This is a genomic window from Aurantivibrio plasticivorans (assembly GCF_055392955.1).
The window spans coordinates 948,532-971,744 of record NZ_AP036020.1; the positions used below are offsets into that span (position 1 = coordinate 948,532).

The 23,213-nt window shown below is 47.8% G+C and carries 17 protein-coding genes; 9 read left to right on the forward strand and 8 right to left on the reverse strand.

Features of this window, described 5'->3' with window-relative positions:
• Nucleotides 1-65: 65 nt before the first annotated feature.
• Complete coding sequence (locus ACZ5NB_RS04200) at nucleotides 66-1,268, forward strand: hypothetical protein (protein ID WP_460231736.1); 1,203 nt, start codon at nucleotides 66-68, stop codon at nucleotides 1,266-1,268.
• 117 nt (nucleotides 1,269-1,385) lie between these two features.
• On the opposite strand, the gene ACZ5NB_RS04205 is transcribed toward ACZ5NB_RS04200, so the two are convergent.
• From ACZ5NB_RS04205 to ACZ5NB_RS04230, 6 genes are read right to left on the reverse strand one after another with little or no spacing between them, the layout of a single operon-like run.
• Nucleotides 1,386-2,651: a 2-hydroxyacyl-CoA dehydratase subunit D gene (locus ACZ5NB_RS04205; protein WP_460231737.1), complete on the reverse strand. Its 1,266-nt coding sequence runs from the start codon at nucleotides 2,649-2,651 to the stop codon at nucleotides 1,386-1,388.
• Nucleotides 2,652-2,688: 37 nt separating this feature from the next.
• On the reverse strand, nucleotides 2,689-3,915 hold the full coding sequence (locus tag ACZ5NB_RS04210) for a CaiB/BaiF CoA transferase family protein (protein ID WP_460231738.1): 1,227 nt from the start codon (nucleotides 3,913-3,915) through the stop codon (nucleotides 2,689-2,691).
• A 1-nt stretch (nucleotide 3,916) separates the two neighbouring features.
• On the reverse strand, nucleotides 3,917-5,101 hold the full coding sequence (locus tag ACZ5NB_RS04215) for a CaiB/BaiF CoA transferase family protein (RefSeq protein WP_460231739.1): 1,185 nt from the start codon (nucleotides 5,099-5,101) through the stop codon (nucleotides 3,917-3,919).
• Nucleotide 5,102: 1 nt separating this feature from the next.
• A complete protein-coding gene (locus ACZ5NB_RS04220; protein ID WP_460231741.1) occupies nucleotides 5,103-6,266 on the reverse strand; it encodes a 2-hydroxyacyl-CoA dehydratase in 1,164 nt (387 codons plus the stop codon).
• A gap of 10 nt (nucleotides 6,267-6,276) precedes the next feature.
• Nucleotides 6,277-7,587 carry a TRAP transporter large permease gene (locus tag ACZ5NB_RS04225; protein WP_460231742.1) on the reverse strand — a complete coding sequence of 437 codons (1,311 nt, stop codon included), beginning with the start codon at nucleotides 7,585-7,587 and terminating at the stop codon, nucleotides 6,277-6,279.
• Nucleotides 7,584-8,057, reverse strand: coding sequence for a TRAP transporter small permease (locus tag ACZ5NB_RS04230; protein WP_460231743.1), 474 nt, complete (start codon nucleotides 8,055-8,057; stop codon nucleotides 7,584-7,586). Before ACZ5NB_RS04230 ends, ACZ5NB_RS04225 begins: the two co-directional genes overlap by 4 nt.
• Before the next feature lie 260 nt (nucleotides 8,058-8,317).
• Here ACZ5NB_RS04230 and ACZ5NB_RS04235 point away from each other — a divergent pair, with 260 nt between their 5' ends.
• On the forward strand, nucleotides 8,318-9,511 hold the full coding sequence (locus ACZ5NB_RS04235; protein WP_460231744.1) for a CaiB/BaiF CoA transferase family protein: 1,194 nt from the start codon (nucleotides 8,318-8,320) through the stop codon (nucleotides 9,509-9,511).
• Here the strand turns inward: ACZ5NB_RS04235 and ACZ5NB_RS04240 are convergent.
• Nucleotides 9,508-10,728, reverse strand: coding sequence for a CaiB/BaiF CoA transferase family protein (locus ACZ5NB_RS04240; protein WP_460231745.1), 1,221 nt, complete (start codon nucleotides 10,726-10,728; stop codon nucleotides 9,508-9,510). The genes ACZ5NB_RS04235 and ACZ5NB_RS04240 overlap by 4 nt on opposite strands.
• Before the next feature lie 272 nt (nucleotides 10,729-11,000).
• On the opposite strand from ACZ5NB_RS04240, the gene dctP reads away from it, so the two are divergent.
• The 4 genes from dctP (at nucleotide 11,001) to ACZ5NB_RS04260 (ending at nucleotide 17,424) form a co-directional block, all read left to right on the forward strand.
• A complete protein-coding gene (gene dctP / locus ACZ5NB_RS04245; protein WP_460231746.1) occupies nucleotides 11,001-12,017 on the forward strand; it encodes a TRAP transporter substrate-binding protein DctP in 1,017 nt (338 codons plus the stop codon).
• Nucleotides 12,018-12,368: 351 nt separating this feature from the next.
• Nucleotides 12,369-15,038: a TonB-dependent receptor plug domain-containing protein gene (locus ACZ5NB_RS04250; protein WP_460231747.1), complete on the forward strand. Its 2,670-nt coding sequence runs from the start codon at nucleotides 12,369-12,371 to the stop codon at nucleotides 15,036-15,038.
• Between the two features lie 101 nt (nucleotides 15,039-15,139).
• Entirely contained in the window at nucleotides 15,140-16,648 is a 1,509-nt protein-coding gene (locus tag ACZ5NB_RS04255) for a hypothetical protein (protein WP_460231748.1), read from the forward strand.
• Entirely contained in the window at nucleotides 16,645-17,424 is a 780-nt protein-coding gene (locus ACZ5NB_RS04260) for an OmpA family protein (RefSeq protein WP_460231749.1), read from the forward strand. The genes ACZ5NB_RS04255 and ACZ5NB_RS04260 overlap by 4 nt, the downstream gene beginning before the upstream one ends.
• 46 nt (nucleotides 17,425-17,470) lie before the next feature.
• Here ACZ5NB_RS04260 and gcvP read toward each other — a convergent pair whose 3' ends face one another.
• Nucleotides 17,471-20,350: an aminomethyl-transferring glycine dehydrogenase gene (gene gcvP / locus ACZ5NB_RS04265; RefSeq protein WP_460231750.1), complete on the reverse strand. Its 2,880-nt coding sequence runs from the start codon at nucleotides 20,348-20,350 to the stop codon at nucleotides 17,471-17,473.
• Nucleotides 20,351-20,530: 180 nt separating this feature from the next.
• Here gcvP and ACZ5NB_RS04270 point away from each other — a divergent pair, with 180 nt between their 5' ends.
• From ACZ5NB_RS04270 to ACZ5NB_RS04280, 3 genes are read left to right on the forward strand one after another with little or no spacing between them, the layout of a single operon-like run.
• The gene (locus ACZ5NB_RS04270; protein WP_460231751.1) at nucleotides 20,531-21,178 is read left to right on the forward strand and encodes a helix-turn-helix domain-containing protein; all 648 of its coding nucleotides are present in this window, start codon (nucleotides 20,531-20,533) and stop codon (nucleotides 21,176-21,178) included.
• Between the two features lie 12 nt (nucleotides 21,179-21,190).
• Nucleotides 21,191-22,288, forward strand: a complete 1,098-nt coding sequence (locus ACZ5NB_RS04275) for a CvpA family protein (protein WP_460231752.1) — start codon at nucleotides 21,191-21,193, stop codon at nucleotides 22,286-22,288.
• A 45-nt stretch (nucleotides 22,289-22,333) separates the two neighbouring features.
• Entirely contained in the window at nucleotides 22,334-22,936 is a 603-nt protein-coding gene (locus ACZ5NB_RS04280; protein WP_460231753.1) for a uracil-DNA glycosylase family protein, read from the forward strand.
• Nucleotides 22,937-23,213: the final 277 nt, after the last annotated feature.

A 23,213-nucleotide genomic window follows, 5' to 3' on the forward strand; every position in this document is an offset into this window, starting at 1 on the left:
AGCCCGCGGTATTGAGGCGGGCTTAGCCTTCGAATTTTTATTTTCATTTTATAAAGGTACCCCCAATGTTTCATGTCCCTGGAGTAAGCAAGCATTTTAGTCGGCGAAGTGGACGATTGTTTGGCGGCTTAGTGTGCGGGATGTTGTGGGTCAGTGGTGCTTCAGCAGGGTGGCATCAGGCTTATGTCGCGGAATGGTTTGAGCCTGCTTTTTACTACGGTGCAGAGACGGGTGAAAGCGATCCCGGCACCGACTGCCCTAATGGCACTAACCCTGAGTTAGATTGGCGGAAAGTATTAAAAACGTCCTATCGCTCTGATGCAGATATCGAAAAAATACTGGATCCCGAAAACCCACAGCGAGCGCGTATGGGTGGAATTCGTGGCCCAAATAAAGAGAACGTGTATCAAAAACCGTGGGTTGTTCCTGATCCAAAGATGACGGGTGTTTCGGGAAATATTGCCTATGGTTTTGACTTGGATAACAATCCAGATACAGGTTTTACAAGTCCAGATGGCACGCCGGGTATTGATAATCAATATTACCGTGCGGCTGGTTGTTGGATGGCATGGCGGGGACCGACAAAGCTCTCGCATCATGCAAAATATGTAAATGATGGAATGCGCGATGGTGTCTTTAGTGTGTTGGTGTTGGTATCGGGAGAAGGTGAGGACCCCAATAATGATCAAGATGTGACGGTGGGTTTCTATCTTGCGAAAGATCCGATGGCGAAAGATGCGAACGGTCAAATCGCACATGACTATACGTTTCGAATTAACCCTGATCCGCGTTTCCAAAGTATTCACAAAGCGAAAATTGTTGATGGTGTGCTAGTAAGTACAGAGCAAACTGAGTTGCGTGTTCGTAATGTCGAGACAGCGCCGTTTTTCCCTCCGCAATTATTATTGCACAATGCCAAAATCAAAGTTGATACAACCGGTGAACAGGTGATGGCCTGGATTGGTGGTTACCGATCCATCGATGACTATTACCGAGGTTGGGCGGCAGCTGGTGCAATTCATGAACTCGTCACACACGTTAATATGGTTGGGTATTGGTATGCTTTGCGTCGCAACGCTGATTTGTTGCCCGACGAAGATGGCCAGCATCAGGCGATTTCTACAGCCTATAGGATGTATCTAAGTCCAGCGTTTATTGTTAGCCCTGATGGTGAGCGTGAAGTAAAAGTCGCAAAACTATTCCCAGGCGTCGAGGACCCTAAGATTCAGGAAGGGAGACGTATGTTTCCTGTGGCGCGGAACCACTAAGCGGACTATATATAAAATGTGTAGTTAAAAAGCCGCGAATGCGGCTTTTTTATTGTTGAAGGGCGGTTTGCATTTTTAGAAAAAGGTTGCAGGTGCTTTGGAAGCGAAAGCGGCGATTCATATGCCTGATAAAAACGTACCGATCTTTTCTATCATTGCATCGCGATTCCAGCTTGACGCATCGACCATATCAGCGGGAATGGCTAATACCGGAATGCCTGCGGCTTCAAAGGCTTGTTGCGTAAATAAGGAGCCGCTCTGTGATAAGCGTGCACCTTCGGGCATCAACATAAAGACTGCATCAATGCCTGAGCGCTTTGCTTCGTGGAGCATCCACTCGTTCATCCAAGGCGGCAAATGTAAAACTTCGTTCATTCCACAAATACGGCTTGCTAAGGCACGAAGAGGGTCTTCGAGGTTGTAGCGCGGATAGGCGTAATTCGCGAACGGTAAATACATCGACCAAACAAACACAGCCCCAAATTGGTCTTCTAGCGCCTGATAAAAACCGGAGTCATGCCATAGGCCTGCACCGATCCACATCATACGAATTTTTTCGTTTTTACAAGCACCGATACCCGCATCGACTCGCGCTTTCAATTCGTCACGAAACTGTTTGACGTGAGAGATAGCCCAGTCGGAACCGCGATGCCATTGAGGAATCATAGTGTTTGGCATCTGATCAACAATGGTTACAGGGCAGGGTTTAGTTTCTAACGCTAGCTGTGCGCACTCGCCAAGAATTTCTTCCTGCTCGTTAATGCGTTGCATTAAATCGAGCAATTTACCTTCATCAAATCGTCGACCGGTACGCTCTTCTAATAATGAAATCAATCCTTTCATTTCTTCAACCATTAGGTCTAGGCGATCAGATTGATAAACTTCTTCCCATTCGCGTGGTGCTTTTTCCCACCAGTTGGGAACTTTTGTTTGCCAGCCAGGAGCTTCCAGTGGATAAAATGGCGCACCAAGCGCGTCGGCCCACAAGGTAAATACTTGTTGAATACAATCACATGTCATTCTAGCGACGAGTACCGTCGGTGTGGGTAGACCACCCCAAGGAGCTGTTTCGGGGTCGTTGTCCAATGTGCAGCCGAGCCCTAGCGAACAATATTTACAGCTGTTTTTCGGAAATCCGGCATCGTCGAGCACCTTAACATAGCGGGTCGATAGTTGTTTTGCGGAAATATAGGCTGACCACCATTGGTTGGTAACAATGGGAATATCCATTGCGTGAAAAATTTCGTGTGGCGTATCGGCTTGCACAATAGCAAACGGCTCGCCAGATTCTACCACCCGTTGTTTTAACTCGTTTCCAAATTGTTTTTGAAAACGTTGTGCATTCGGCGTGCACTCTAGATCTTTGCGGCTACGTTGTGCCATTAGTTACTCCAAATTCACTTGCACACACAAAGTGTTGCTATACAAATAGGTTTTCATCCCGAAGGCTTTCGTACACATCATCGGTCATTCCGATTATCTGTTTGCAGACATACGCACAATGTTGGCCCATATTGGGGGCAAGTTTTACGTCAGCCGGTGTGCGTGAAAGTTTTACTGGCGGTGTTTGGTGTCCGAACTCGCCGAGTAGCGGGTGGTCTAGGGTTTTTAAATAGTCTCGGTGCTGTAATTGAGGGTCGTTTTCAAATGTATCGGCAATATCCTGCACAACACCGGCAGCAATATGATTGGTTTGCAATAATTCCATAAGCGCGTAACGCTCTTGGGAACCTGTCCATTCACTGACGAGTGCATCGAGTTCATCTAACATTGGAGGCGTCAGTTCATCAAGGTTCTCAGCTGCAGGCCAAGCGCTTTGCTCGGCGTGCGCTTTAGCGACACAGTTAACCAGTGCTTGCCATTGCATCTCATTAAATATGGAGATGGCAATCCATTGGTCATCTCGACACGGGAATACACCTTGATAAAGTGCTGAGCGTGAGCGATTTCCTTGACGAAAAGGGGGAGCGTGGGAAACTTGGCTTTCGATTATGGCCTCTGACATTTGCTGTACGCATACTTCGTACATGCTGGCGTCAATATACTCACCTTGGCCTGTAGTACGCTTGTGCTCGATGGCCGCAGCGACGGCTGACGCCATGAAATAGGGAAGTACTACATCGCCGTATGGGACAGAAGGCGTGACGGGGTCGCGATCTGGCCACCCAGTCATATACATACGTCCGGCTAATGCCGCACCGGTGCCATCAACGCCCCAATTTTTTGCGTAGGGACCGGTTTGACCGAACACGCTACCACTGACCATGATGATGTCAGGGTGTTGTGTTTTAATAGTTGGGTAATCGAGGCCGAGTTTTTCCATAGTCCCGGGCGAAAAATTTTCAACAACGACATCGGCCCAGTCTAGCAGCGGGTTAATCACTTCCCTTACGCGTGGGTGTTTCATGTTGAGTTGAAGGCTGAGCTTTGAACTGTTGAAATGGCTAAACCACGGCTTGTCATCAAGGCTTTCTCGACTGGATACACTCACTTGTTTATCTATTCGGCTTAAGCACGGGCGCAAAGCAGATTCTACTTTGACAACTTCAGCACCAAAGTCTGCTAGCAACTTGGTTGTCAGAGAGCCAACCAAAGCCCATGAAAAATCGAGAACCTTAACGCCTGCTAGCGGGGTTGAGTTGCTCATTCTAAATTACCCCCTTAGCGTGAAGATTGGCTAGCTCAGAGGCACCAATGTCGAGTAGCTGTGAAAATACTTCGGTATTGTCTTTACCTAACGAAGGAATGTTGGCTGGGTTTCGAAAATCACTATTACTTAAGCGAACGAAATAATCCGGCAGCTGAATAGCTCCAGCATTGGGCATCTCCACTGAACGAATGAAATCTCTAGCGTTTAAATGATCATCGTTCATCACATCGGTTGGATCATTTGCAACGGTCGCACGTATTCCGCGCTGATGACCTTCGTTACGAATCTGTGCTTTAGTTTTTGATTTGAAGAACGCTGCGATGGCGGTTTCCCAAATCAGTCGTGTGTCTGCGGGTAATGCGCTCCGATCGTAAGTATCCCAGTTCACATCAGCCATAGGATTTTCATAGCCTTCTTCAGTCATCCACCGAGATAAAGCGGAGTTCGCTGGAGCGCCGAATTTACCGGTCATTAAACTGTGGAAACAATAGCCGTCTGCAAGCTCCCAGACTACGCGCACGGTGGCAACGCCAAAGCGCACTTTGTTGCCTGCACGTTCCAGTTTTCGTTTATCAAATTGATACGATAAAAGGTTGTTTGTATTGCGGCTTGCAGCGACTTCTTGAATAGAGCAATCAATGTGTTGACCTAACCCGGTGAGCCCCCGGTCTCGATGTGCAAACATGGCGCCCATGGCGGCTGCGGAACATGCATGGAAGCTGCAAGCATCGAGTGCTTCCAATACTGGCGTATCATCTGGATAACCACAGGTGGCTAGGGTGCCCCCCATGGCAGAAGCAACCAATTCACCGCCTAGGAACTGACTATAGGGGCCGGTTTGCCCAAAAGGTGTAATCGATACATGAATTAATTGGGGGTTGATGGTTGAGAGCTCTTCATAGCTCAGGCCTTTGCTTTTGAGAAACCCAGGTCTAAACGTTTCAATTAAAAAATCCGATTTTTTAATTAGGCCTTTAAACAGAGCAATCGCGTTGCGGTCGTCTAGGTTTAAGGTTATGGATTTTTTTCCTCGACGTGCTATCAATGTCTGATGATTAGACGCGCTACCCGGCCGTTCGATACGGATTACTTCGGCTCCAAGGGATGCAAGAAAGCTTCCCGTTGTCGCGCCGGTATAGTCGCTCATATCAAGGACGCGCAAGCCAGATAAAAGGCCAGGCATGTTAACCTCCGATTTTTGACTTTAACGATGCGATAGCTTGAGTAAGCGCGTCCACATCGAGTTGGTAGGGCTGGTCGATCATTAGCTCGGTGCTTAATCCTGAGTCGACAATAGCGCGTTGCTGTGCAGGGTAATGCCATGCGAGTGCTTCTTCTTTTAATAAGTAGTGAAAAAGTACGGCATCTGCCTGTTGGCTATGTGAAAAGTCGAGCAAGTTATTCGCTGAGCTATCAAATGAGCGTCCACTGATAGTGTGTAGTTGATAGTGATCAACAAGTTTATCAGTCAGGTCGCTGTTATCATCGATATTGATGAGTGGTGTATCGAGAAAATGATTGCCGAGACTGTGATACTCGCCAACCAATAGGCAGTTATGTCTGTCCAGTACTGTATGCAGCAACGGATAATCTAATCCGTTTCCAGCGACTATTAGTCTTAGGAACCGTTCTTTATCTGGCTTCTCGCTAAATTGCTCACAGGCATAGAGTGCAACGTCGATCGCCGTGTTCACTGGAAAAGACTGCGATGCAGCATAGGTTTGATAGCAGAGCGTGTTTGAAAAAAATCTAGTACGATCTGCGCGAAGATCGGAAAAATATTTTAGCTGGATGCGTAACTGGTTGTAGCGCTCGATGCTGGTGGATAATCGTTGATTGGTAATCTCTGAGCCGATTGTTGAAAGGTAGGCTTTGAAATCATCAAATTGAGCACGGTTATAATTTCTAGTGCTCTTTCTATCGGTATGTAGCAAATTCAGAAGATAGATAGGTGGTAATGAAAACTCTGGATGCGAACGCTCAATTTCACAGAGATAATAGTAAAGCCGCTGAAATGAGTCATGCGTGCGAGGTAATACGATAGCATCTAGAAAATCATAGTCTCCGCGCAGTAAGCGATTAAATATAGAACGGCTCCAGGGGTCAAAAGCAGGCTCTAAAAAGCGATCCGCCAGAGGCGTGCTTTCTCCCGGTATTCCAGCGAGATGTACTGGCAGAATGCCGGCAGCATCAATCAATTCAAGCGGCACATTGTTGCTAATGTAACCGATAACCTTTTTGCCTTCAGCCTTGTGTCGTTTTGCGACCACGAGACGGTCTTCGCTCAGTGTCTTGAGAAGGCTAGCGATATCGCTATCGGAAAGATTGCGTGGTGATGAAATACTCATACGTAAATGCTTACATCAAGCTAGGCAGCCACAGAGACAAGATCGGTAGGCTGAGAAGTAGAACAACGTGGAATAGATCGGCAATAAGAAATGGACCAATTCCGGCGAAAATAGTTTTTAGTGGAATGTCTTTGCTAATACCGTGAATAACAAACGCATTCATTCCCACAGGTGGTGTAATTAGCGCGATTTCGATTGCACGCACGACAAGAATGCCAAACCAAATGCCGCTAATACCCAATGACTGAATGATGGGATAAAAAATAGGTATGGTGAGAGCCATCATGGCCATGCCGTCGAGAAACATTCCAAGAATAAAGTAGACGAGCAATATGCCAAGCATCACCCCAATAGTGGATTGTTGGCCGTTTAAAATCCAATCGGAAATATCACTGGCCAATCCGGATGCAGATATAAATGTGCTAAAAATAAATGCGCCAATAATAATGACGTATAACATACCGGCAGTGCGCAACGTTTCGTATAGTGAGTCGATAAATGCACGCATCGTTAAGCGCTTTCTTACCATAGCAAGTGTAATTGCACCTAAAGCGCCTATGGCGCCGGATTCTGTTGGTGTGAACCAACCGATGAGCAACCCACCAATGACGATAAAGATGAGCAGTGATAAGTCACCGATCTTGCTCAGTGCTTGAATCTTTTCTTTCCAGCTCGCTTTTGCAACCGTTGGCGCAAGCGTTGGGTTAATACGACAAATAATGGCAATGGCAACAACGTAGAATAGTGCTTGTGTAACACCAGGTAGAATGCCAGCGGCAAATAATTTACCAATAGATTGCTCGGTTAAAATCCCCAATACGATGAGCATCCCGCTGGGAGGGATTAGACTCCCCACAGTGCCGCCAGCGGCGACGGAACCCGTGGCTAATTTGGGGGAATAATTTTTTGCGCGCATTTCAGGGATGGAGACCAAGCCCATGGTAGCGGCTGTTGCGAGGCTTGAGCCGCTTACCGCACCAAAGCCAGCGCAGCCGCCGACGGATGCAATCGCTAGCCCGCCACGATGGTGGCCCCATAAGCGAGAGGCTGCATTAAAAAAATCACGACTTGCCCCCGAAGCGAAGCATACATGGGCCATTAATAGATACAGCGGTATGACACCCAATTCGTAGTGGGATGTCATACTAAAGCTAATCACACCCAATTTAATGACGGCCGCTTCGAAGTCAATCAACACCGCTAAACCGACAAAACCAACAAACCCCAAGGCAAAGCCGATAGGCATGCCTCCAGCCAATAACACCAGCAGCGTTATGAAGCCAATGACGCCAAGCATCTCTGGTGATATAAATTCCATCATGGTATTCGTGTCTCGCTATCGTCTGAGTCGTTAGATGGAACCGGTTTGAATAGATGTAGAGCCAACATAAAACCAGTGCAGGTCAGTGCTGCTACAAATAAGATCCGTAAAGGCACGATAGGAATACCCAGTAAGTGGCTTGCTTCCTGTAACCCCCAAACGTCATAGATCAACCACGTGTTGCCGATTACTAGACCTGCACAAAAAATAATACCTAATATCAGCCCGAGCACCTCAACAAAACGTCGAGTACTTGGAGGAAGAAGTTCGGTTATTAATTTCGCGGAAGCATGTGCACGCTCGATAGTAGTAGATAGTATGCCGGCAGCTGCGGTAACTAGGATTAGTGCTTCTACAATTTCTACAGTACCTGGTAGGGGCAGTCCAAAATGACGGCCAATGGCGCTGGCGCTAACGAGTAACATCGTCAATGCCAATGTGATTGCGCCAGCAAGTTTAATGGCTGTCATTGTACGAAATTGCGTTGTGGAATTGGTTGGTTCTTGCATCGAAGCTATTTATGATCCGTGATCTATATTATTGTTTTTTAAGCGTTGAGATAGCGCCAATATTGTCGCTTGGTTTGGTATCTTTGCACTGATATAGTTTGTACCACAAACTATCTTGATGTGTCGAGTCGCGCCTAGGCTAAATAGCAAAGTTCGCATAGCGCAGTGTATTTTTTTAATAGGTGAGGCGATAGCCCTTTTCTTGGTTATAGAGGTTTTTTATGAGTGACACCGGCAAACTGCAAGCAACGCCGCTACCCCTACAGGGTGTCAAAGTGCTGGATCTATCACGCTTTTTACCAGCCGGTTACGCAACGATGATACTGGCCGATTACGGTGCTGATGTGATCCGTGTAGAGCAGCCTAACGAGGTTGCTAAACAGAATAAAGTGTTCGGACGTGATCATCTCAGCGCTGAGGCGTTAAGAGCTATTAAAGAGCAGGAAATGCTTGCTCGAAATAAACGCTCGCTGTGTATCAACTTGCGAGATGCGCAAGCGCGGAGCGCATTGCAACAAATGATTGCTGGCTTCGATGTCCTCATCCATGACTATCGTCAAGAGAACGCGAAAGCAATGGGGTTAGATTACGCTTCGGTTAAACAACAGTTTCCTTCTCTTATTCATGTCGAAGTGTCCGTCTGCGGGCAGAGCGGCCCTTACCAGTCTCTGGCGGGACATGATCCGATCGCATTGGCCCTATCCGGTGCGCTAAGTCGCCTGGGAGGTGAATTGGCAGATTTTAATATTCCCGGTATGCCGGTCGGTGATTTGGCCACCGGGCTGCATACAGTTATCGGTATCATGGCTGCCCTGCGATCACGGGACGCGACAGGACACGGGCAATTGGTTGACGTTGCCATGTCTGATTGCGCGCTATCAATGATGACCTCAGTCATGCAGCGTTATCTGATGGAGGGTAAGGCGCCACCGAAGTCATGGCGGGGTGCCAATATTGGCTTGTGGAAAACGAAAGATGGCAAGGTACTATGTACCACAGATTTAGAGCCAGCGTACTGGCGAAAATTTTGTACCGCAGTGGGCAGGGAAGATTTAACGCCGTTGCAATTTGCGCAGGGAGAAGACGCTGAGTTTCGAGATGCCGAGCTTACTCAAGTATTTGCCTCGCGTTCACGGGATGAATGGTTCGCTCTGTTGAGGGAGGCGGGTACTCAAGTAGCTCCGGCCTACGAGCTGGCCGATGCTTTGCGTGATGAGCATGCTATTGCACGAGGTACTGTAGTTAGCGTGCCTGGTAGTGATGGCCAATTAACACAGCAAATTGGACCCGCAGTAAAACTTTCTACTAGCCCGGGGACCATCCGTCACCTGGGGCGAATGCCTGGTGCGGATAATCAAGCGGTGTTGAAGGAATTTGGTTTTAGTGAAGAAGAAATTGCTGAGCTACTAAATTAGATTCGCGACTGTCCGATTTGGATAGCGCCCTGTTCGGCCAGGGTGTCTAGCGCATCGTTGGTGTAACCTAATTCTATAAGTAGTGCGCGAGTGTGCTCACCCAGCTGAGGTGCCGCTCCAAGGCTTTCGGGTGGCACATTGGCCAGCTGAAAACCTGGTCCAAGCGTTTTAGCTAATGGGTTGTGAGGTAGATCAATTGAGACCTTCAGCGGTCGTTGTTCGACATGGGGGTGGTTGGCAATGTCGTTGATCGTTCTCACTGCTGCGGACGGAACGCTGACTTTGTTAAAAATAATTTCCCATTCTTCGGCGGGTTTTTCGCGCGTACGGCTTTCAATTTCGTCGCGAAGTGCGATCTCGTTTTTGATCCGCCCTTCGCGCTCGGCAAAACGTGGGTCATGAATGAGGTCTTCACGATCAAGCGCTTTACATAATGCTTCGTATTGCACCTGTGTATTAGCGCCAATAGATATCTCGCTATCAGCGGCTTGAAAAGTGTCGGACGTTGGGCTCATGTTAAACCCGCGGTTGCCAACTTTTTTAGGAATATCACCGGCAATGAGATAGGGTGCGACCATCGCGATCATTAAATTTAGTGATGCGTCTAACATGGCAACATCAATGTATTGGCCTTCACCAAATCGCTCCCGTTGGAGAATAGCCGCAACAATAGCGCTTGCCGCTGTATAGCCTGCAAACGTATCCAGTACCGGAAAGCCCACTTTGGTCGGTTTGCTGCCAGGCTCGCCAGTTAACGACATAACCCCTGAGACCGCTTGTACCACATGGTCGTAGGCTGGATTGTCACGCATGGGGCCGGATTTTCCGAATCCAGAGACAGAACAATAAATAACGCCGGGGTTAGTTGCTTTGTTTTCGTGGTAGCCTAATCCTAGACGGTCGAGCACACCGGGACGAAAATTCTCGACGACTACGTCAGCTTTTTCTAATAGTTGTTTTGCGATCCTTAGTCCGGCTTCTGATTTTAAATCTAGCGCTATAGATTCTTTTCCACAATTGACAGCTATAAAAGGGGGGGCCGTTCCTTTGTATTCTTCACGCGTATCATAGTGACGCATGACATCACCCTCGCCAGCACGCTCGATTTTTATGACTCGAGCCCCTAAGGTTTTTAATGTGTGGGTACAAAACGGGCCGGCCATAACATGGCTAAAATCAACAACAGTAATGCCTTGTAGAGGTGGCGGCATGCTCATAGGGGGCCTCGTGAAAACGTACATTATCGGTGGGTAATGATTGTGGTGCGCGAAAAGTGTAAATAGAATTAGTTTGCAGTGCAAACGTTTATCGTGGCAATGAGTTCTGTTAGTCTTCAATCAATCCATATTTAATGTAGATGTGATGAATAAGAATAATCAAATATATATTTCAGAGGGTCATCGTGTTATCCCTAATTTTTAATGTTTCTGTGAAAAAAACAAATACCCATAAACGTAGAGTGAAACACCTCTGGTGTTTGGCTCTTATATTGTCGTTTTTTAGTGCGGCTAGTTTTGCTGTAAAAATCAAAGAGGGTGTCTACCACTTAACCTATGGCTCGGCACTCCCTTCCAATCATACATTCAGTCACGCCGACAAAGATTGGATGCAGTATGTCGAAGAGCAGAGTAATGGGCGAATAAAAATTCATCCTTATTGGTCGGCCAGCCTTATCTCCGGCGATCAAAGTGTTATTGAATTGCGTCACGGTGTTACCGATATCGCGATGATTACGCCAATTTATATGCGAGCTGGCATGCATGCGACGAGGGCTCAGACAGGCTTTTATGCTGGCGCAGATAAGATAGATACACAAGTGAATGTATTTCATTGTTTATTAAGAGACTTTCCGATTTTTCAAGAGGAGCTAGAAGGCGTCAAGGTACTTGTGGTGCAGGGAGGAACGCCCTCTTATGTACTGACTCGGAAAGCGCCAATTCGTACATTAGAAGACTTTGCTGGTTTGCGGCTCAGAGCGCCGACGGCGCTTGTGCCCGTGGTCTATGAGTTGGGTGGTGATCCTGTGCTCATTCCAATGGGTGATGTGTATTCAGCCTTTGCGAAAGGAGTCATTGATGGAGTGTTAACACCAGAAGACACCTTACGTTCAATGCATTTTGCTGAAATTGGTAAATATCTTAACCGTGTTGCGATGCATCGCGGTGGTTATCCGTCGCGAGGGATTTCGGATCAATCGTGGGCTGAACTACCTGAAGATTTGCAAGCGGTACTTACCCGTAGTGGTCGTTATTGGGAAGAGCGTATCGCCCACTATATCCTCAAAGGCAATCGTGAAGCAGTGGAATACGGCGAGCAACAAGGTGTTGAATTTGTTGAGCTTGATGAAAGTGAGCAGGTCAGGCTGAACGATATTTATCACCGCATCGCATTGCAGGATGCGAAAATGTTGAGCCGCTACGGAGTTGATGGCGAGGCCATCTTTCGTTACGTGAGTGCCCTCATAGAGAAAATTAATGGCGGTCTAGCGATGGATTGTCGTGAATAGCGGAGAACGTATCGCCAGAAATTGTTTGATTTCTCCTATTCAAATTTGTGAATGACCCCTTGATTTATTAAAACGCTAGACGCACTATCGCAAAATAGTTTGTGGTGCAAACCAATAATCTGGTGCTTATTTTTGGGTTAGGGTGCCGGTAATCAATCATGATTTTTCATCACGAGCTAATACAATAATGATGAGAGCATATTGACTTTGAACTAAGTGAATAAAAGCTATTTGTCTATATAACTATAAAAAGCATTAATGCTTAAATAAAAAACTCCACGGAACACGTCACCTAGCTGTTCGTTAGATACATCTACACAACAACTCGTATTCATACGAGGAGGGAGACTTATGTCCAGAAAACACCTACCTTATTCAATTCTGCTCACCGCAAGCGTGGTTGCATTGCCTAGTCAAACACTGTTTGCTCAAGGCAGCAGCGATGACGCCATGGACGAAGTCGTGGTGACAGGTTCTCGCTTGCGTGGTGCTGAAGCACCGGTTGGCTCGCCCATTGTCAGTCTTGATCGTGATGATATTCAGGCTTCGCCTGCGATTTCAGTTGATCAGATGATTAAAGAAGTACCACAGGTCTTCGACCTCGGTGTATCTGAGGCATCACGTGGCCAGTCGGGCGGAAGCTCAAATATTATTTGGGGGAACAGCATTAACCTACGTGGTATTGGCCCCTACGCAACATTGACACTAGTCGATGGGCATCGGGTCAACAGTAACGGTAGTGCAATCGATCCGTCAGTTTTGCCGAGCCTGGCACTTGAGCGCGTAGAAATCGTGGCTGATGGCTCATCAGCTGTGTACGGGTCTGATGCAGTCGCTGGTGTGGTGAACTTAATTATGCGTCGCGATGTAGACGGTGCCGAATTCGTTGCACAATACGGTGGTGCCGATGATTTCGATCAGTACAAATTTGGATTGTCCTGGGGGACAACGTGGGACAACGGTTCATTTTTTGTGGCCGCAGAAAAAGGTCAGCGCAGTGAACTGAATGGAAACGATAGAGACTTTTTTACATCGGATCAGCGCCCCAATGCTGACTATCGCGTAAACCGTTGTTCACCGGGTACGATGGTTGTAGGCGGTGTGAATTATGCTATCCCTGTTGGTGGTGTAACCCCTGCCAACAACGATCAGCTAATTGCGGACACCTCGAATTTATGTGAGGGCTTACCTAATCAAGATCTGCTCCCGCGACAAGAATACGAGAACCTAGCATTCACCTCGAAATTTGAATTCAGTGATACATTCACTTGGTTACTGGATGGTTTTTATGCGGACCGATCTTTCACACGTTCTCCCGCATCTTTTAGTGGGGCTTTAGTCGTTCCGGACACGAATGCGTTTTTTGTGGCACCACAGGGAATGTCGCCAACGTCGGTAACCGTGAATTACTCTTTCATCGACGATCTAGCACCCGATGAGCAAACCGGTGGTGAGCGCAGTTGGGAAATGACCTCGGGTTTTGAGTTGGATGTGGCCGGTGATTGGCGCGTGAAAGGCTTGATGACCTATGGTGATTTGTATGGTCAGTCAAATACGACGGCTGGTTTAGACTCTCGTGGCCCAACCAGTAGCTTAGCTGTTGCTTTGGCAAGTAGTGATCCGGCGACTGCGTTTGATCCTTTCGGCTTGCATCGCACCTCGGCAGCGACGCTTGCAGCCATTAGTGATCAAGTTTTCATTGCTAAAAACACGCACAAAATGAAAGCTTACGAACTACATACCGACGGTTCTTTAATGGAGCTGCCGGGTGGCAATGTTCAGCTTGCTCTTGGTATCGAGCAGCAAGAGCTTAGCTATGAGCCATGGTTAAAACGTGGAAGCGCGTCGAGACCCTACAGCAAACGTTTCTTTGAACGCGATATCCGTAGTGCTTATGCAGAATTGTTGATTCCCGTATTTGGTGCAGACAATGCGATACCGGGTATACACAGTTTGCAGTTGAACATTGCAGCGCGACGAGACGAGTATTCAGATTTATCTGAAAACACTACCAACCCCAAATATGGCATCACGTGGGAGCCAACGGATTCACTGACGGTTCGGGCTAGCTACGGAACATCTTTCCGTGCACCCCTCTTTTCGCAGCTCTATGGTAATTCGTCAGCATTATTTGTTCAGCCATACTCTGACCCAACCAATGGCGGTGCGGTTGTGCAAGGCGTAGCGTTATCTGGTGGTAACTTGGACCTGACGCCTGAAGAAGCTGAAACGTGGAGTGCTGGTTTCGATTACTCGCCCGAGTTTTTGCCCGAGTTTTCGCTTAGCATGACCTATTTTGACGTGACCTATGAAGGTCAAATCGAAGCGTATTTAGCGGATCTCTCGATTCTTGCGCTGGAAAGTGAATTTGCCGGTACAGGCATTATTTTACGCGATGCCGCTGCTGACGCTCATGTGAATGATCTTCTCGCGGATGGCTTTGGCTATGCGCGCGGTGTTCCGCCAGTACCTGTAACGTTGTTTGTGGATGGTCGAACAAACAATCTTGGGCGAACTGAAACGTCTGGTTTTGACGTGGCAGTTAACTACGGCCTCGCGTTGGATGACTACGGCACTATCGACTTTAAAGTGAGTGGAATGTACATCGCTGACTACAAAGAAGCGATTACGCCAACGGGTCAACTGAATGATTATCGCAACACGATATTTAACCCGTTGACCTTGAAAACTCGCTCTAGTGTTAATTGGAGTCTGGAAAACCTTGCAACGCGTTTGACCTGGAATCACGTCAATAGCTATACCAATGATCGTGCTGCAACACCCGAAACAGTCAGTGCCTTTAATACATTTGATCTCGATGTGGCATGGACGTTTGGTGAATCTGGTGCAGCGAGCCTGTCGGATGGTTTGGTGCTGGGAATGAACATCAAAAACTTACTCGACGAAGAGCCTCCTTACGCGAATATTGCACCAGGGGTTAATGGTGGTGGTGGGTACGACCCCACAGCGGCTTCTCCTTTGGGGCGTATGATCTCTGTTTTCGTGCGTAAAAACCTTTAAATTGATTCACAATCATTAACTACTAAAGCCATGGATGGGTTGCTAAACTCTCCATGGCTTTTTGTATTTTTGATACCAATAATTATTATTTAAGCAACCCTATGATCCTGCAGAAAACAATGGTAGCGTCTTTGATTTTGACAGCCTCATCGGCTGCGGTAGCTGACGTTGAGCGTATTTGGTGGAGCCCCGGCCAAGGCGAGCCATTGAATGAATCAACAGACTACGCGAATGACAGCGGTTTGTTGAGAATTTACAACGAGTCAGGAGCAATAGACACAAAAGGACATCCGTTCTTTGAGCCCCTGGGTTCAAATGGTCGTGCATGCGTAACTTGTCACCAGCCTGCGGACGGCATGAGCTTGTCGATAGATTCAGTGCGGCAACGCTGGAAGGCAACCGATGGTCGTGACCCCTTGTTTGCGGCAATAGATGGTTCTGATTGCCCGAACTTGCCGCAAGGAGAAGAAAAATCTCATTCGCTTTTGCTTAACTATGGGCTTATTCGCGTTCCTCGGCCCTGGCCACCGCAACCCTATTTAGGAAAGCCAATAGAACCCCAATTTACGATTGACGTGGTAAGAGATCCGACGGGGTGCAACACCAGTAAAAACTATGGCCTTAATGCGAAAGAACCGGCCATATCCGTTTATCGGCGGCCTCGTCCTGTAGCCAACTTAAAATTCATTACTGCGGTTGGTTTTCCCTTTGAGCCTAAAGATGGTTTGCCTTTACCTATCAATCCAAAAACTGGCGAACCCATGAGTGGCAATATCACTGCGGATCGTCGTGTCTGGACAATCGAGGAGCAAACTCGTGATGCATTACGTGGCCACCTTGAATTTTCAGGCGTCATGCCAGATGAAGTAATTGAAGAGATGGTTGCGTTTCAAATGCAGATTTATGCCGCTCAACAGTTTGATTTTAAGGGTGGGGATTTAACATCAGATGGTGCGCAAGGTGGTCCACAGTACTTGGCGCAAGCCGACGCAGGCGTGCTTAATTCCGGTAGACGTTTGCCAATGTGGACCGAATTTGATGCTTGGTTAGAGTTGTTGAAAAACCCCAGCGCCGAAAAATTTGGCCATTTAACAGAAGAGCAAAAAGCATTTCGTCTGTCGGTCGCTCGTGGCGTGATGTTGTTTCGCAATCGCACGTTCTTAGTGAAAGACAGTGCAGGTATTACTGATATGGGGTTCGGTAATCCTGTGCGAAATGATTGTAATTTTTGCCACAACATGACAAGAACTGGAATGGATGTGGCCCCTGGGCAAGTGGACCTGGGAACGACCAATGAGCCATTTGCCGACCCTGCACCGCACCTACCACTTTTTAAATTAACGTGTAAGCCAGGGTTTGCGCCGCACCCTCACTTGGGGCGCGAGGTGTTTACTCGTGATCCTGGTTTGGCGCTGACAACGGGGCGCTGCAAAGATATCGGTAAAATAACCATCCAAAATATGCGTGGTTTGAGTGCCCGTGCGCCATTTTTTTCCAATGGTTTATCTGAGGATATCCGCGGAATTGTTGATTACTACGTGCGTCGTTATCAAATGAATTTGACCGAACAAGAAAAACAAGACCTTACTAATTTAATGAGTGTGCTGTGATGGTTAGATTGGGTGTAATCATCGCGTCACTATGCTTTAGCATCATTTCCTTTGCACAAGAAGGGACGCGTGAAGAGGTAGCCTTCATCTCATGCCCTGTGTATCGCGATGTCGACGCGGGTCCAAAATCAGGTTGTTGGTTGGCAACCGAGCGGGGGTCAGGGGTTCAGTATGATGTTAGCGCGGCAAAATCAAAACCGCTATTGGGTCAAGCGATATTGGTTGAAGGTGTGGTGTCGCCCGGTAATGAAAAATTTTGTGGTGGTGTGACGCTTGAGCCAGTTCGTGTGTCCTTGCTCGATGAGGAATGCCCTGAACACGTGATCACGGCGGATGAATACCCAAGTAGGGTTTTCTCGTTGCCTAAAGATGTGATGAAACCAACCAATGTGCCGCGGGACCTGCCTCCACCGCCTTACGTAGATAAAACGTTTTCTGTTTTATTTCATTTTAATTCTAGCTTTCTCAATTACCAATACAGTGAAGTATTGTTAGAAAAAATCGCACTGTATATCAAAGCGGCGAAGCCAGCCTCGGTAAAGGTTGTTGGGTATGCTGCAACAAAACCCTATGTTGTCGACGGTGTTGATTTGAGAGAGGAGAAAAAAACAGCCAAGGCACGCGCTGATATGGTTGTGCTGGCGCTAACAAGACTCGGCGTGCGCCAAGAAATCATTCGGCAAACACATCAATATCGACCCCAAACTATCGATCATTATGCGAATGGCTTGGATGAAGAAACGAAACGTCGTGTTGACATTATTGTTGAGCTTTAGTTGTTGAAAACAAAGGGAAGCTGTTGCTTCCCTTTGTTTTATGTTTCTAAATGTTTTCTTCTTCAAATTCACTCATGCTAGGGCATGTGCACATTAAGTTTCTATCGCCATAAACGTTGTCAATACGGTTGACGGTAGGCCAGTACTTAAAGTCGTTTAAGTAACTGGCAGGGCGCGCTGCTTTTTCACGGCTGTAAGGGTGTGCCCAATCTGCGCTTAATACATCTTCTAATGTATGGGGTGAATTCACCAGCGGATTGTCTTCTAGTGTGTAGTTGCCTTTCACTACGTCATCAATTTCTTGGCGGATGGTGATCATCGCTTCGATGAATTTATCCATCTCTGCTTTGGACTCACTTTCCGTCGGTTCAATCATCAAGGTGCCCGCTACGGGGAATGACATCGTTGGCGCATGGAAACCAAAATCCATTAAACGTTTGGCGATGTCTTCTTCAGTGATACCGCTAGATTCTTTCAGTGGGCGAATGTCGATAATACATTCGTGTGCAACGAACCCTTGCTTGCCTTTGTACAAGACAGGGTATGAGCTATCGAGTTGTTTGGCAATGTAGTTTGCATTCAAAATCGCATATTCGGTTGCGTTACGCATGCCTTCGCTGCCCATCATTTTGATGTACATCCAGCTGATGGGAAGGATGCTAGCGCTGCCCCAGGGTGCGGCAGAAATAGTACCGTTGCTTGGGTCGGTGCCGGGTACGCTTTGTACTGGATGACCTGGCAAAAATGGTTTTAGGTGTGCGCCCACACCGATTGGGCCCATGCCTGGGCCGCCACCACCGTGCGGAATACAGAATGTTTTGTGTAAATTAAGATGCGAGACATCGCTGCCGAATTCACCCGGTGCTGCAACACCAACCAGTGCATTTAAGTTGGCGCCATCCATATACACTTGTGCACCGACGGAATGAATGATTTCGCAGATTTCGCGGATACCTTCTTCGTAAACGCCGTGGGTAGATGGGTAGGTCACCATTAGCGCGGCAATAGTATCACCGTGCTGTTCAACTTTCGCCTTTAGGTCGGCGATATCTACGTTGCCGTCGCCATCACATTTCACAACGACGACTTTTAAACTTGTCATCATCGCTGATGCTGGGTTGGTACCGTGAGCCGACGACGGAATGAGACAAATGGTGCGTTGTGTTTCGCCTTTGCTTTCAAAATACTTTTTGATTGCCACAAGACCGGCGTATTCACCTTGCGAACCGGCATTGGGTTGTAAGCTGATTGCATCGTAACCGGTGCATTCTTCGAGCATGCGTTGCAAATCTTCAAACAAGGCTTTGTAACCTTCGGCTTGTTCTATAGGTGCAAACGGATGCATGCGTCCGAATTCCGGCCAGGTGACGGGAATCATTTCCGCGGCTGCATTCAGTTTCATGGTGCATGAGCCGAGAGGGATCATTGATTGGTTCAGCGCAACGTCTTTTGATTCCAAACGTTTTAGGTAACGCATCATTTCGGTTTCATTGTGGTAGCTATTGAATACCACATGCGTCATAAAATCCGATTGGCGATTTAATGCAGAGGGGATACCGATGCTGTCATCATTCGCTTGAATCAGAGCGTTTTCGGTGAAACAGCTTAGCAAAAGCGCCAAGTCTGCATCAGAGGTTGTTTCATTTATACTAAGGCCAACTCGATCACTACCAATAGCACGAAGATTAATGCGCTTTGATTTCGCATTTTCAATGATTTCGTTTTGGTTTTTAACCGTAATCTCTAGTGTATCGAAAAAAGTATCGTTTACTAATGTAAAACCGGCGGCCTTTACGTTCGTTGCTAGTTGTTTGGTTTGATTATGAATTTTTGTGGCGATGGCTTTTAATCCATCGGGGCCGTGATACATCCCGTAGAACGCACTAATCAATGCCAATAAAACTTGCGACGTACAAATGTTTGAGGTGGCCTTTTCGCGACGAATATGTTGCTCGCGAGTTTGCATCGCCATGCGCAACGCTTGGTTGCCTTTTTTATCGATCGATACACCAATAATACGGCCAGGCGCGTTGCGCTTGTATTCTTCACGGAAGGCAAAGAAACCAGCGTGTGGTCCACCGAAACCCATGGGTACGCCAAAACGTTGATTGGTACCGACTACAATATCTGCACCCATTTCTCCAGGCGGCGTTAACAATACCAAGCTCATCAAGTCACTGGCGACGGTTGCTAATGCATTTTTGCTGTGGATAGTTTCGATAAACGGGGTGAGGTCCTGAACCTTGCCTGTACTACCGGGGTATTGCAGGAGTGCGCCGAAGTATTCGTGTTGATCGAGTTCAGTATAATCGCCTTCAATAATCTCAAAGCCGAAATGCTCGGCGCGAGTTTTCACAACGGCAATAGTTTGTGGGTGCACATCGTTGGCGACAAAAAATGCATTGGACTTGTTCTTCTTTACCTGGCGTTTTGCCAGTGCCATTGCTTCTGCTGAAGCGGTACCTTCGTCCAGAAGCGATGCGTTGGCCATGTCTAGCCCGGTGAGGTCGACGATCATTTGCTGATAGTTGAGCAACCCTTCTAGTCGGCCTTGTGAAATTTCGGGTTGGTATGGCGTATAAGCGGTGTACCAGCCTGGGTTTTCTAACACGTTGCGGAGAATGACGGGTGGAATGTAAGTGTCGTGGTACCCCATACCAATGTAACTAGTGAACATTTGATTTTTGCTGGCGATAGCTTTCAACTCTGTCAGCGCCTCTTGTTCTGATAGAGGTGAGCCGAGTTTTAGTGGCTTGTCTTTGCGGATCGCAGCGGGGACGGCCTTTTCAACCAGTTGCTCAAGCGAATTGATTCCGAGGCTGGAGAGCATTTGCTCTGTTTCTTGGGTATCTGGGCCAATGTGGCGTTGCGCAAAGCCTGTAAGAGGGGCTACTTGCCAATTTGGGGAGGACGCTTGAGTCGACATGGTGGTTTCCTGTCTGAATTCATAGGTGTTGAGAAGGGGGGAGATGATAGAGAAGTCGTGATCGCTCCACAAATAATAATTTCTTATAGGAAACTTATGTTTCCATTAGGGGAATTTGTCTCCAAACTCTGTAGGGCTGTGTTAGGCTAGCCTCTCAGTGCCAATCGTGTGAGACCTGTTGTGCCAGACAAGCCACTATCTACTGCTACTCCAATCATCCAGCGTGCCGACGACGTAGTCGATTTTCCTAGCGCGGAGCCCCGTCTGGAGGAGCCGTTGCAGCTTGGAAAGCGACTTAAAGAAATTCGCTTAGCGAATAATCTGACCTTGGAGGAGGCCAGCCAGCTAACAGGGTTGGCGCGCTCAACGCTGTCCAAAATCGAAAACGAGCAGATTTCCCCCAGCTTTCAGGCGGTGCAGAAGCTTACCGCTGGGTTAGGCATCGACATTCCGCAGTTATTCACTCCCGTCACCCCAGGCTCATCTGCCAATAGTCGCCGCGATGTCACTCGGTCTGGCGAGGGCAAGCCTCATCCAACCTCGACTTACGAGCATGAATTACTTGCGGCATCGATTACCAACAAGAAGATGGTGCCGTTTAAATGTAGGGTTCGAGCGCGCTCATTTGATGATTTTGAGGGTTGGGTGCGGCATGCTGGAGAAGAGTTTTTGCTAGTGTTAGAGGGTTGTATTGACGTCTATACAGAGCACTATGAGCCAGTTCGTCTGAATGAGAACGACAGTATGTATTACGATGCGGCTATGGGCCATTGTTTGGTCTCGGTCAGCGAGTCCGATGCGCTGGTACTATGGGTGACGGCCCGATAGTTGGAGAAAGGTATGTCATATAGCTGGATCATTTTATTGGTTTGCGTGCTGTATTTTGGTTTTCAGGGCTACCGCCAGGGTGCGTTGTCAGCGCTTGGCCGAATATTGGGTTTGGTTGCAGGTTATACCGCTGCATTTATATTTGCTCAGCCGTTGAGCGAAGTTCTCAGTGAGCGAACGACTATTCAAGGCTTTGCGTCGCTCATTGCCGCATCAATCGGGTTGTTTTTTGGCGCTTCGTTGCTAGTGAGTTTACTTATTTCTTTGCTGAGAAAACTTTTGCCTATTAAGCAGCAGCGCTCTCCTGCGATTAAAGTCTTGGGGCTTACCACCGGGGCGTTGGTGGGCTCGGTATTTGGCTTGGCGGCGGTGTTTATTGTGAGTTATTTTCGTGATGTCTATAGCACTGTTCGGCCGGACGCGGTGCAGGTTGAGTCGCCTAGTCGTGTTGAACAAATTTCCAGGCGAGTAGCCGGTGGTGTTGCGAGTTGGGCAGCCGCTGGGCTTGATGCGGAACCCGCTGTGGCTAAGATGACGAGTCTGTTAGTGACTGATCCAGCAGCTATTGTCGGTGGTATGCAACAAGTGTTTGATAGCCCTGCCGCGAAAGATTTATTCAATAACCCAGACAATCAGGCCGTGCTCGCGAGTAACGATCCAGAGGCAATCGCGCAGCTACCCTCTTTTCAGGCGTTTGCTGATAACGAACAGATTCAGCAATTAGCCGAAGCATCGGGCATTGATACCAGTAACCCTAGTGAGTTCAATCACTCATTGGCTGGTCAAATGGCAACGCTTTGGGGAAGGGCGCAAACCATCAAAGACAACCCGGAAATTCAAGCGGTATTGCGCGACCCAGAGTTTCAAAAAAAAGTCCAAGCCAAGAATCCGATGGCATTAATGGCAGATGCGAGATTCATGAATATTGTCAGCGCAATTATGAACACGGATGTTTCTCAATCGCCCATAGTGACACAGGTAAAAAGCCAGATGGAAAAAGAATCCGAATCGACGCCAGAACCTCAGGTCTATCGATGGACGGATGAAGACGGCAATATTCATTTTAGCGATCGCCCACGAGATGAAATCCCTGATCGAACGCTGCGATAATCTCGCTGCAAACGCAAATATGTTTCGAGGCCGCTGAGGTTTCGCGTGGAAAATAACTCGTCAACTATCATCCCTTTGACAGACCTTCTGGCGGAAGTGCGTGCGTGTACAGTGTGCGAGGAGTCGTTGCCTTTAGGCGCGAGGCCTGTCGTTCAAATTAGCTCAACGGCCAAATTGCTTATTATTGGGCAAGCGCCCGGCACTAAGGTTCATGCAACCGGCGTTCCTTGGAATGACCCCTCTGGCGACCGCTTACGCGATTGGCTGGCCATGGGGCGCGATGTGTTTTATGACCCTTCTCAAGTTGCGATTATGCCTATGGGGTTTTGCTATCCGGGTAAGGGGCGTGGTGGTGATTTACCGCCGAGGCCTGAATGTGCAGAACACTGGCATGGCCGACTGCTCGCGTCGATGCCAAACGTTAGGTTGACGCTGTTGGTTGGTCGCTACGCTCAGCAGGCCTATTTGCCTGAGAAATTTTCGACGTTAACTGAGTGCGTAAAACAATGGGCTAGGTATGCGCCTTTGTTCATGCCTTTAGTTCATCCGTCGCCACGCAATCGTCGTTGGCTAAGTAATAATGCTTGGTTTGAGAAGGAGGTTGTGCCGGTATTGCGAGAACGTGTAGCAGCACTGGGTTTGTCTTAATGAGTTAGTTGGTTTGGATGGGGGTTATAAGGTTGCTAGCCGTCATTGCCAGACATAAAAAAACGGGCTGTTTTACACAGCCCGTTTTTAATTGCTTGGTCGACATTCCGTGCGTGAGATCCGTCCCTCATGACCAAAAAGCCATCCTGGCTTAACATCCTTGCGTTAATTTCCTAACTAAGAGCCCTTAAAACTAGTGTCCCTAAAGTCCGTTTCGTACCAGCAAGTCCCCATTCCTGATGCTCTAAGTATCCATATCCTTGAGCATACCTCTGCG

Bases quoted from the DNA above. Each gene is read 5' to 3' on its own strand.
- ACZ5NB_RS04200 (WP_460231736.1), top strand. From the start codon at position 66: ATGTTTCATGTCCCTGGAGTAAGCAAGCATTTTAGTCGGCGAAGTGGA.
- ACZ5NB_RS04205 (WP_460231737.1), bottom strand. From the start codon at position 2,651: ATGGCACAACGTAGCCGCAAAGATCTAGAGTGCACGCCGAATGCACAA.
- ACZ5NB_RS04210 (WP_460231738.1), bottom strand. From the start codon at position 3,915: ATGAGCAACTCAACCCCGCTAGCAGGCGTTAAGGTTCTCGATTTTTCA.
- ACZ5NB_RS04215 (WP_460231739.1), bottom strand. From the start codon at position 5,101: ATGCCTGGCCTTTTATCTGGCTTGCGCGTCCTTGATATGAGCGACTAT.
- ACZ5NB_RS04220 (WP_460231741.1), bottom strand. From the start codon at position 6,266: ATGAGTATTTCATCACCACGCAATCTTTCCGATAGCGATATCGCTAGC.
- ACZ5NB_RS04225 (WP_460231742.1), bottom strand. From the start codon at position 7,587: ATGATGGAATTTATATCACCAGAGATGCTTGGCGTCATTGGCTTCATA.
- ACZ5NB_RS04230 (WP_460231743.1), bottom strand. From the start codon at position 8,057: ATGACAGCCATTAAACTTGCTGGCGCAATCACATTGGCATTGACGATG.
- ACZ5NB_RS04235 (WP_460231744.1), top strand. From the start codon at position 8,318: ATGAGTGACACCGGCAAACTGCAAGCAACGCCGCTACCCCTACAGGGT.
- ACZ5NB_RS04240 (WP_460231745.1), bottom strand. From the start codon at position 10,728: ATGAGCATGCCGCCACCTCTACAAGGCATTACTGTTGTTGATTTTAGC.
- ACZ5NB_RS04250 (WP_460231747.1), top strand. From the start codon at position 12,369: ATGTCCAGAAAACACCTACCTTATTCAATTCTGCTCACCGCAAGCGTG.
- ACZ5NB_RS04255 (WP_460231748.1), top strand. From the start codon at position 15,140: ATGATCCTGCAGAAAACAATGGTAGCGTCTTTGATTTTGACAGCCTCA.
- gcvP (WP_460231750.1), bottom strand. From the start codon at position 20,350: ATGTCGACTCAAGCGTCCTCCCCAAATTGGCAAGTAGCCCCTCTTACA.
- ACZ5NB_RS04275 (WP_460231752.1), top strand. From the start codon at position 21,191: ATGTCATATAGCTGGATCATTTTATTGGTTTGCGTGCTGTATTTTGGT.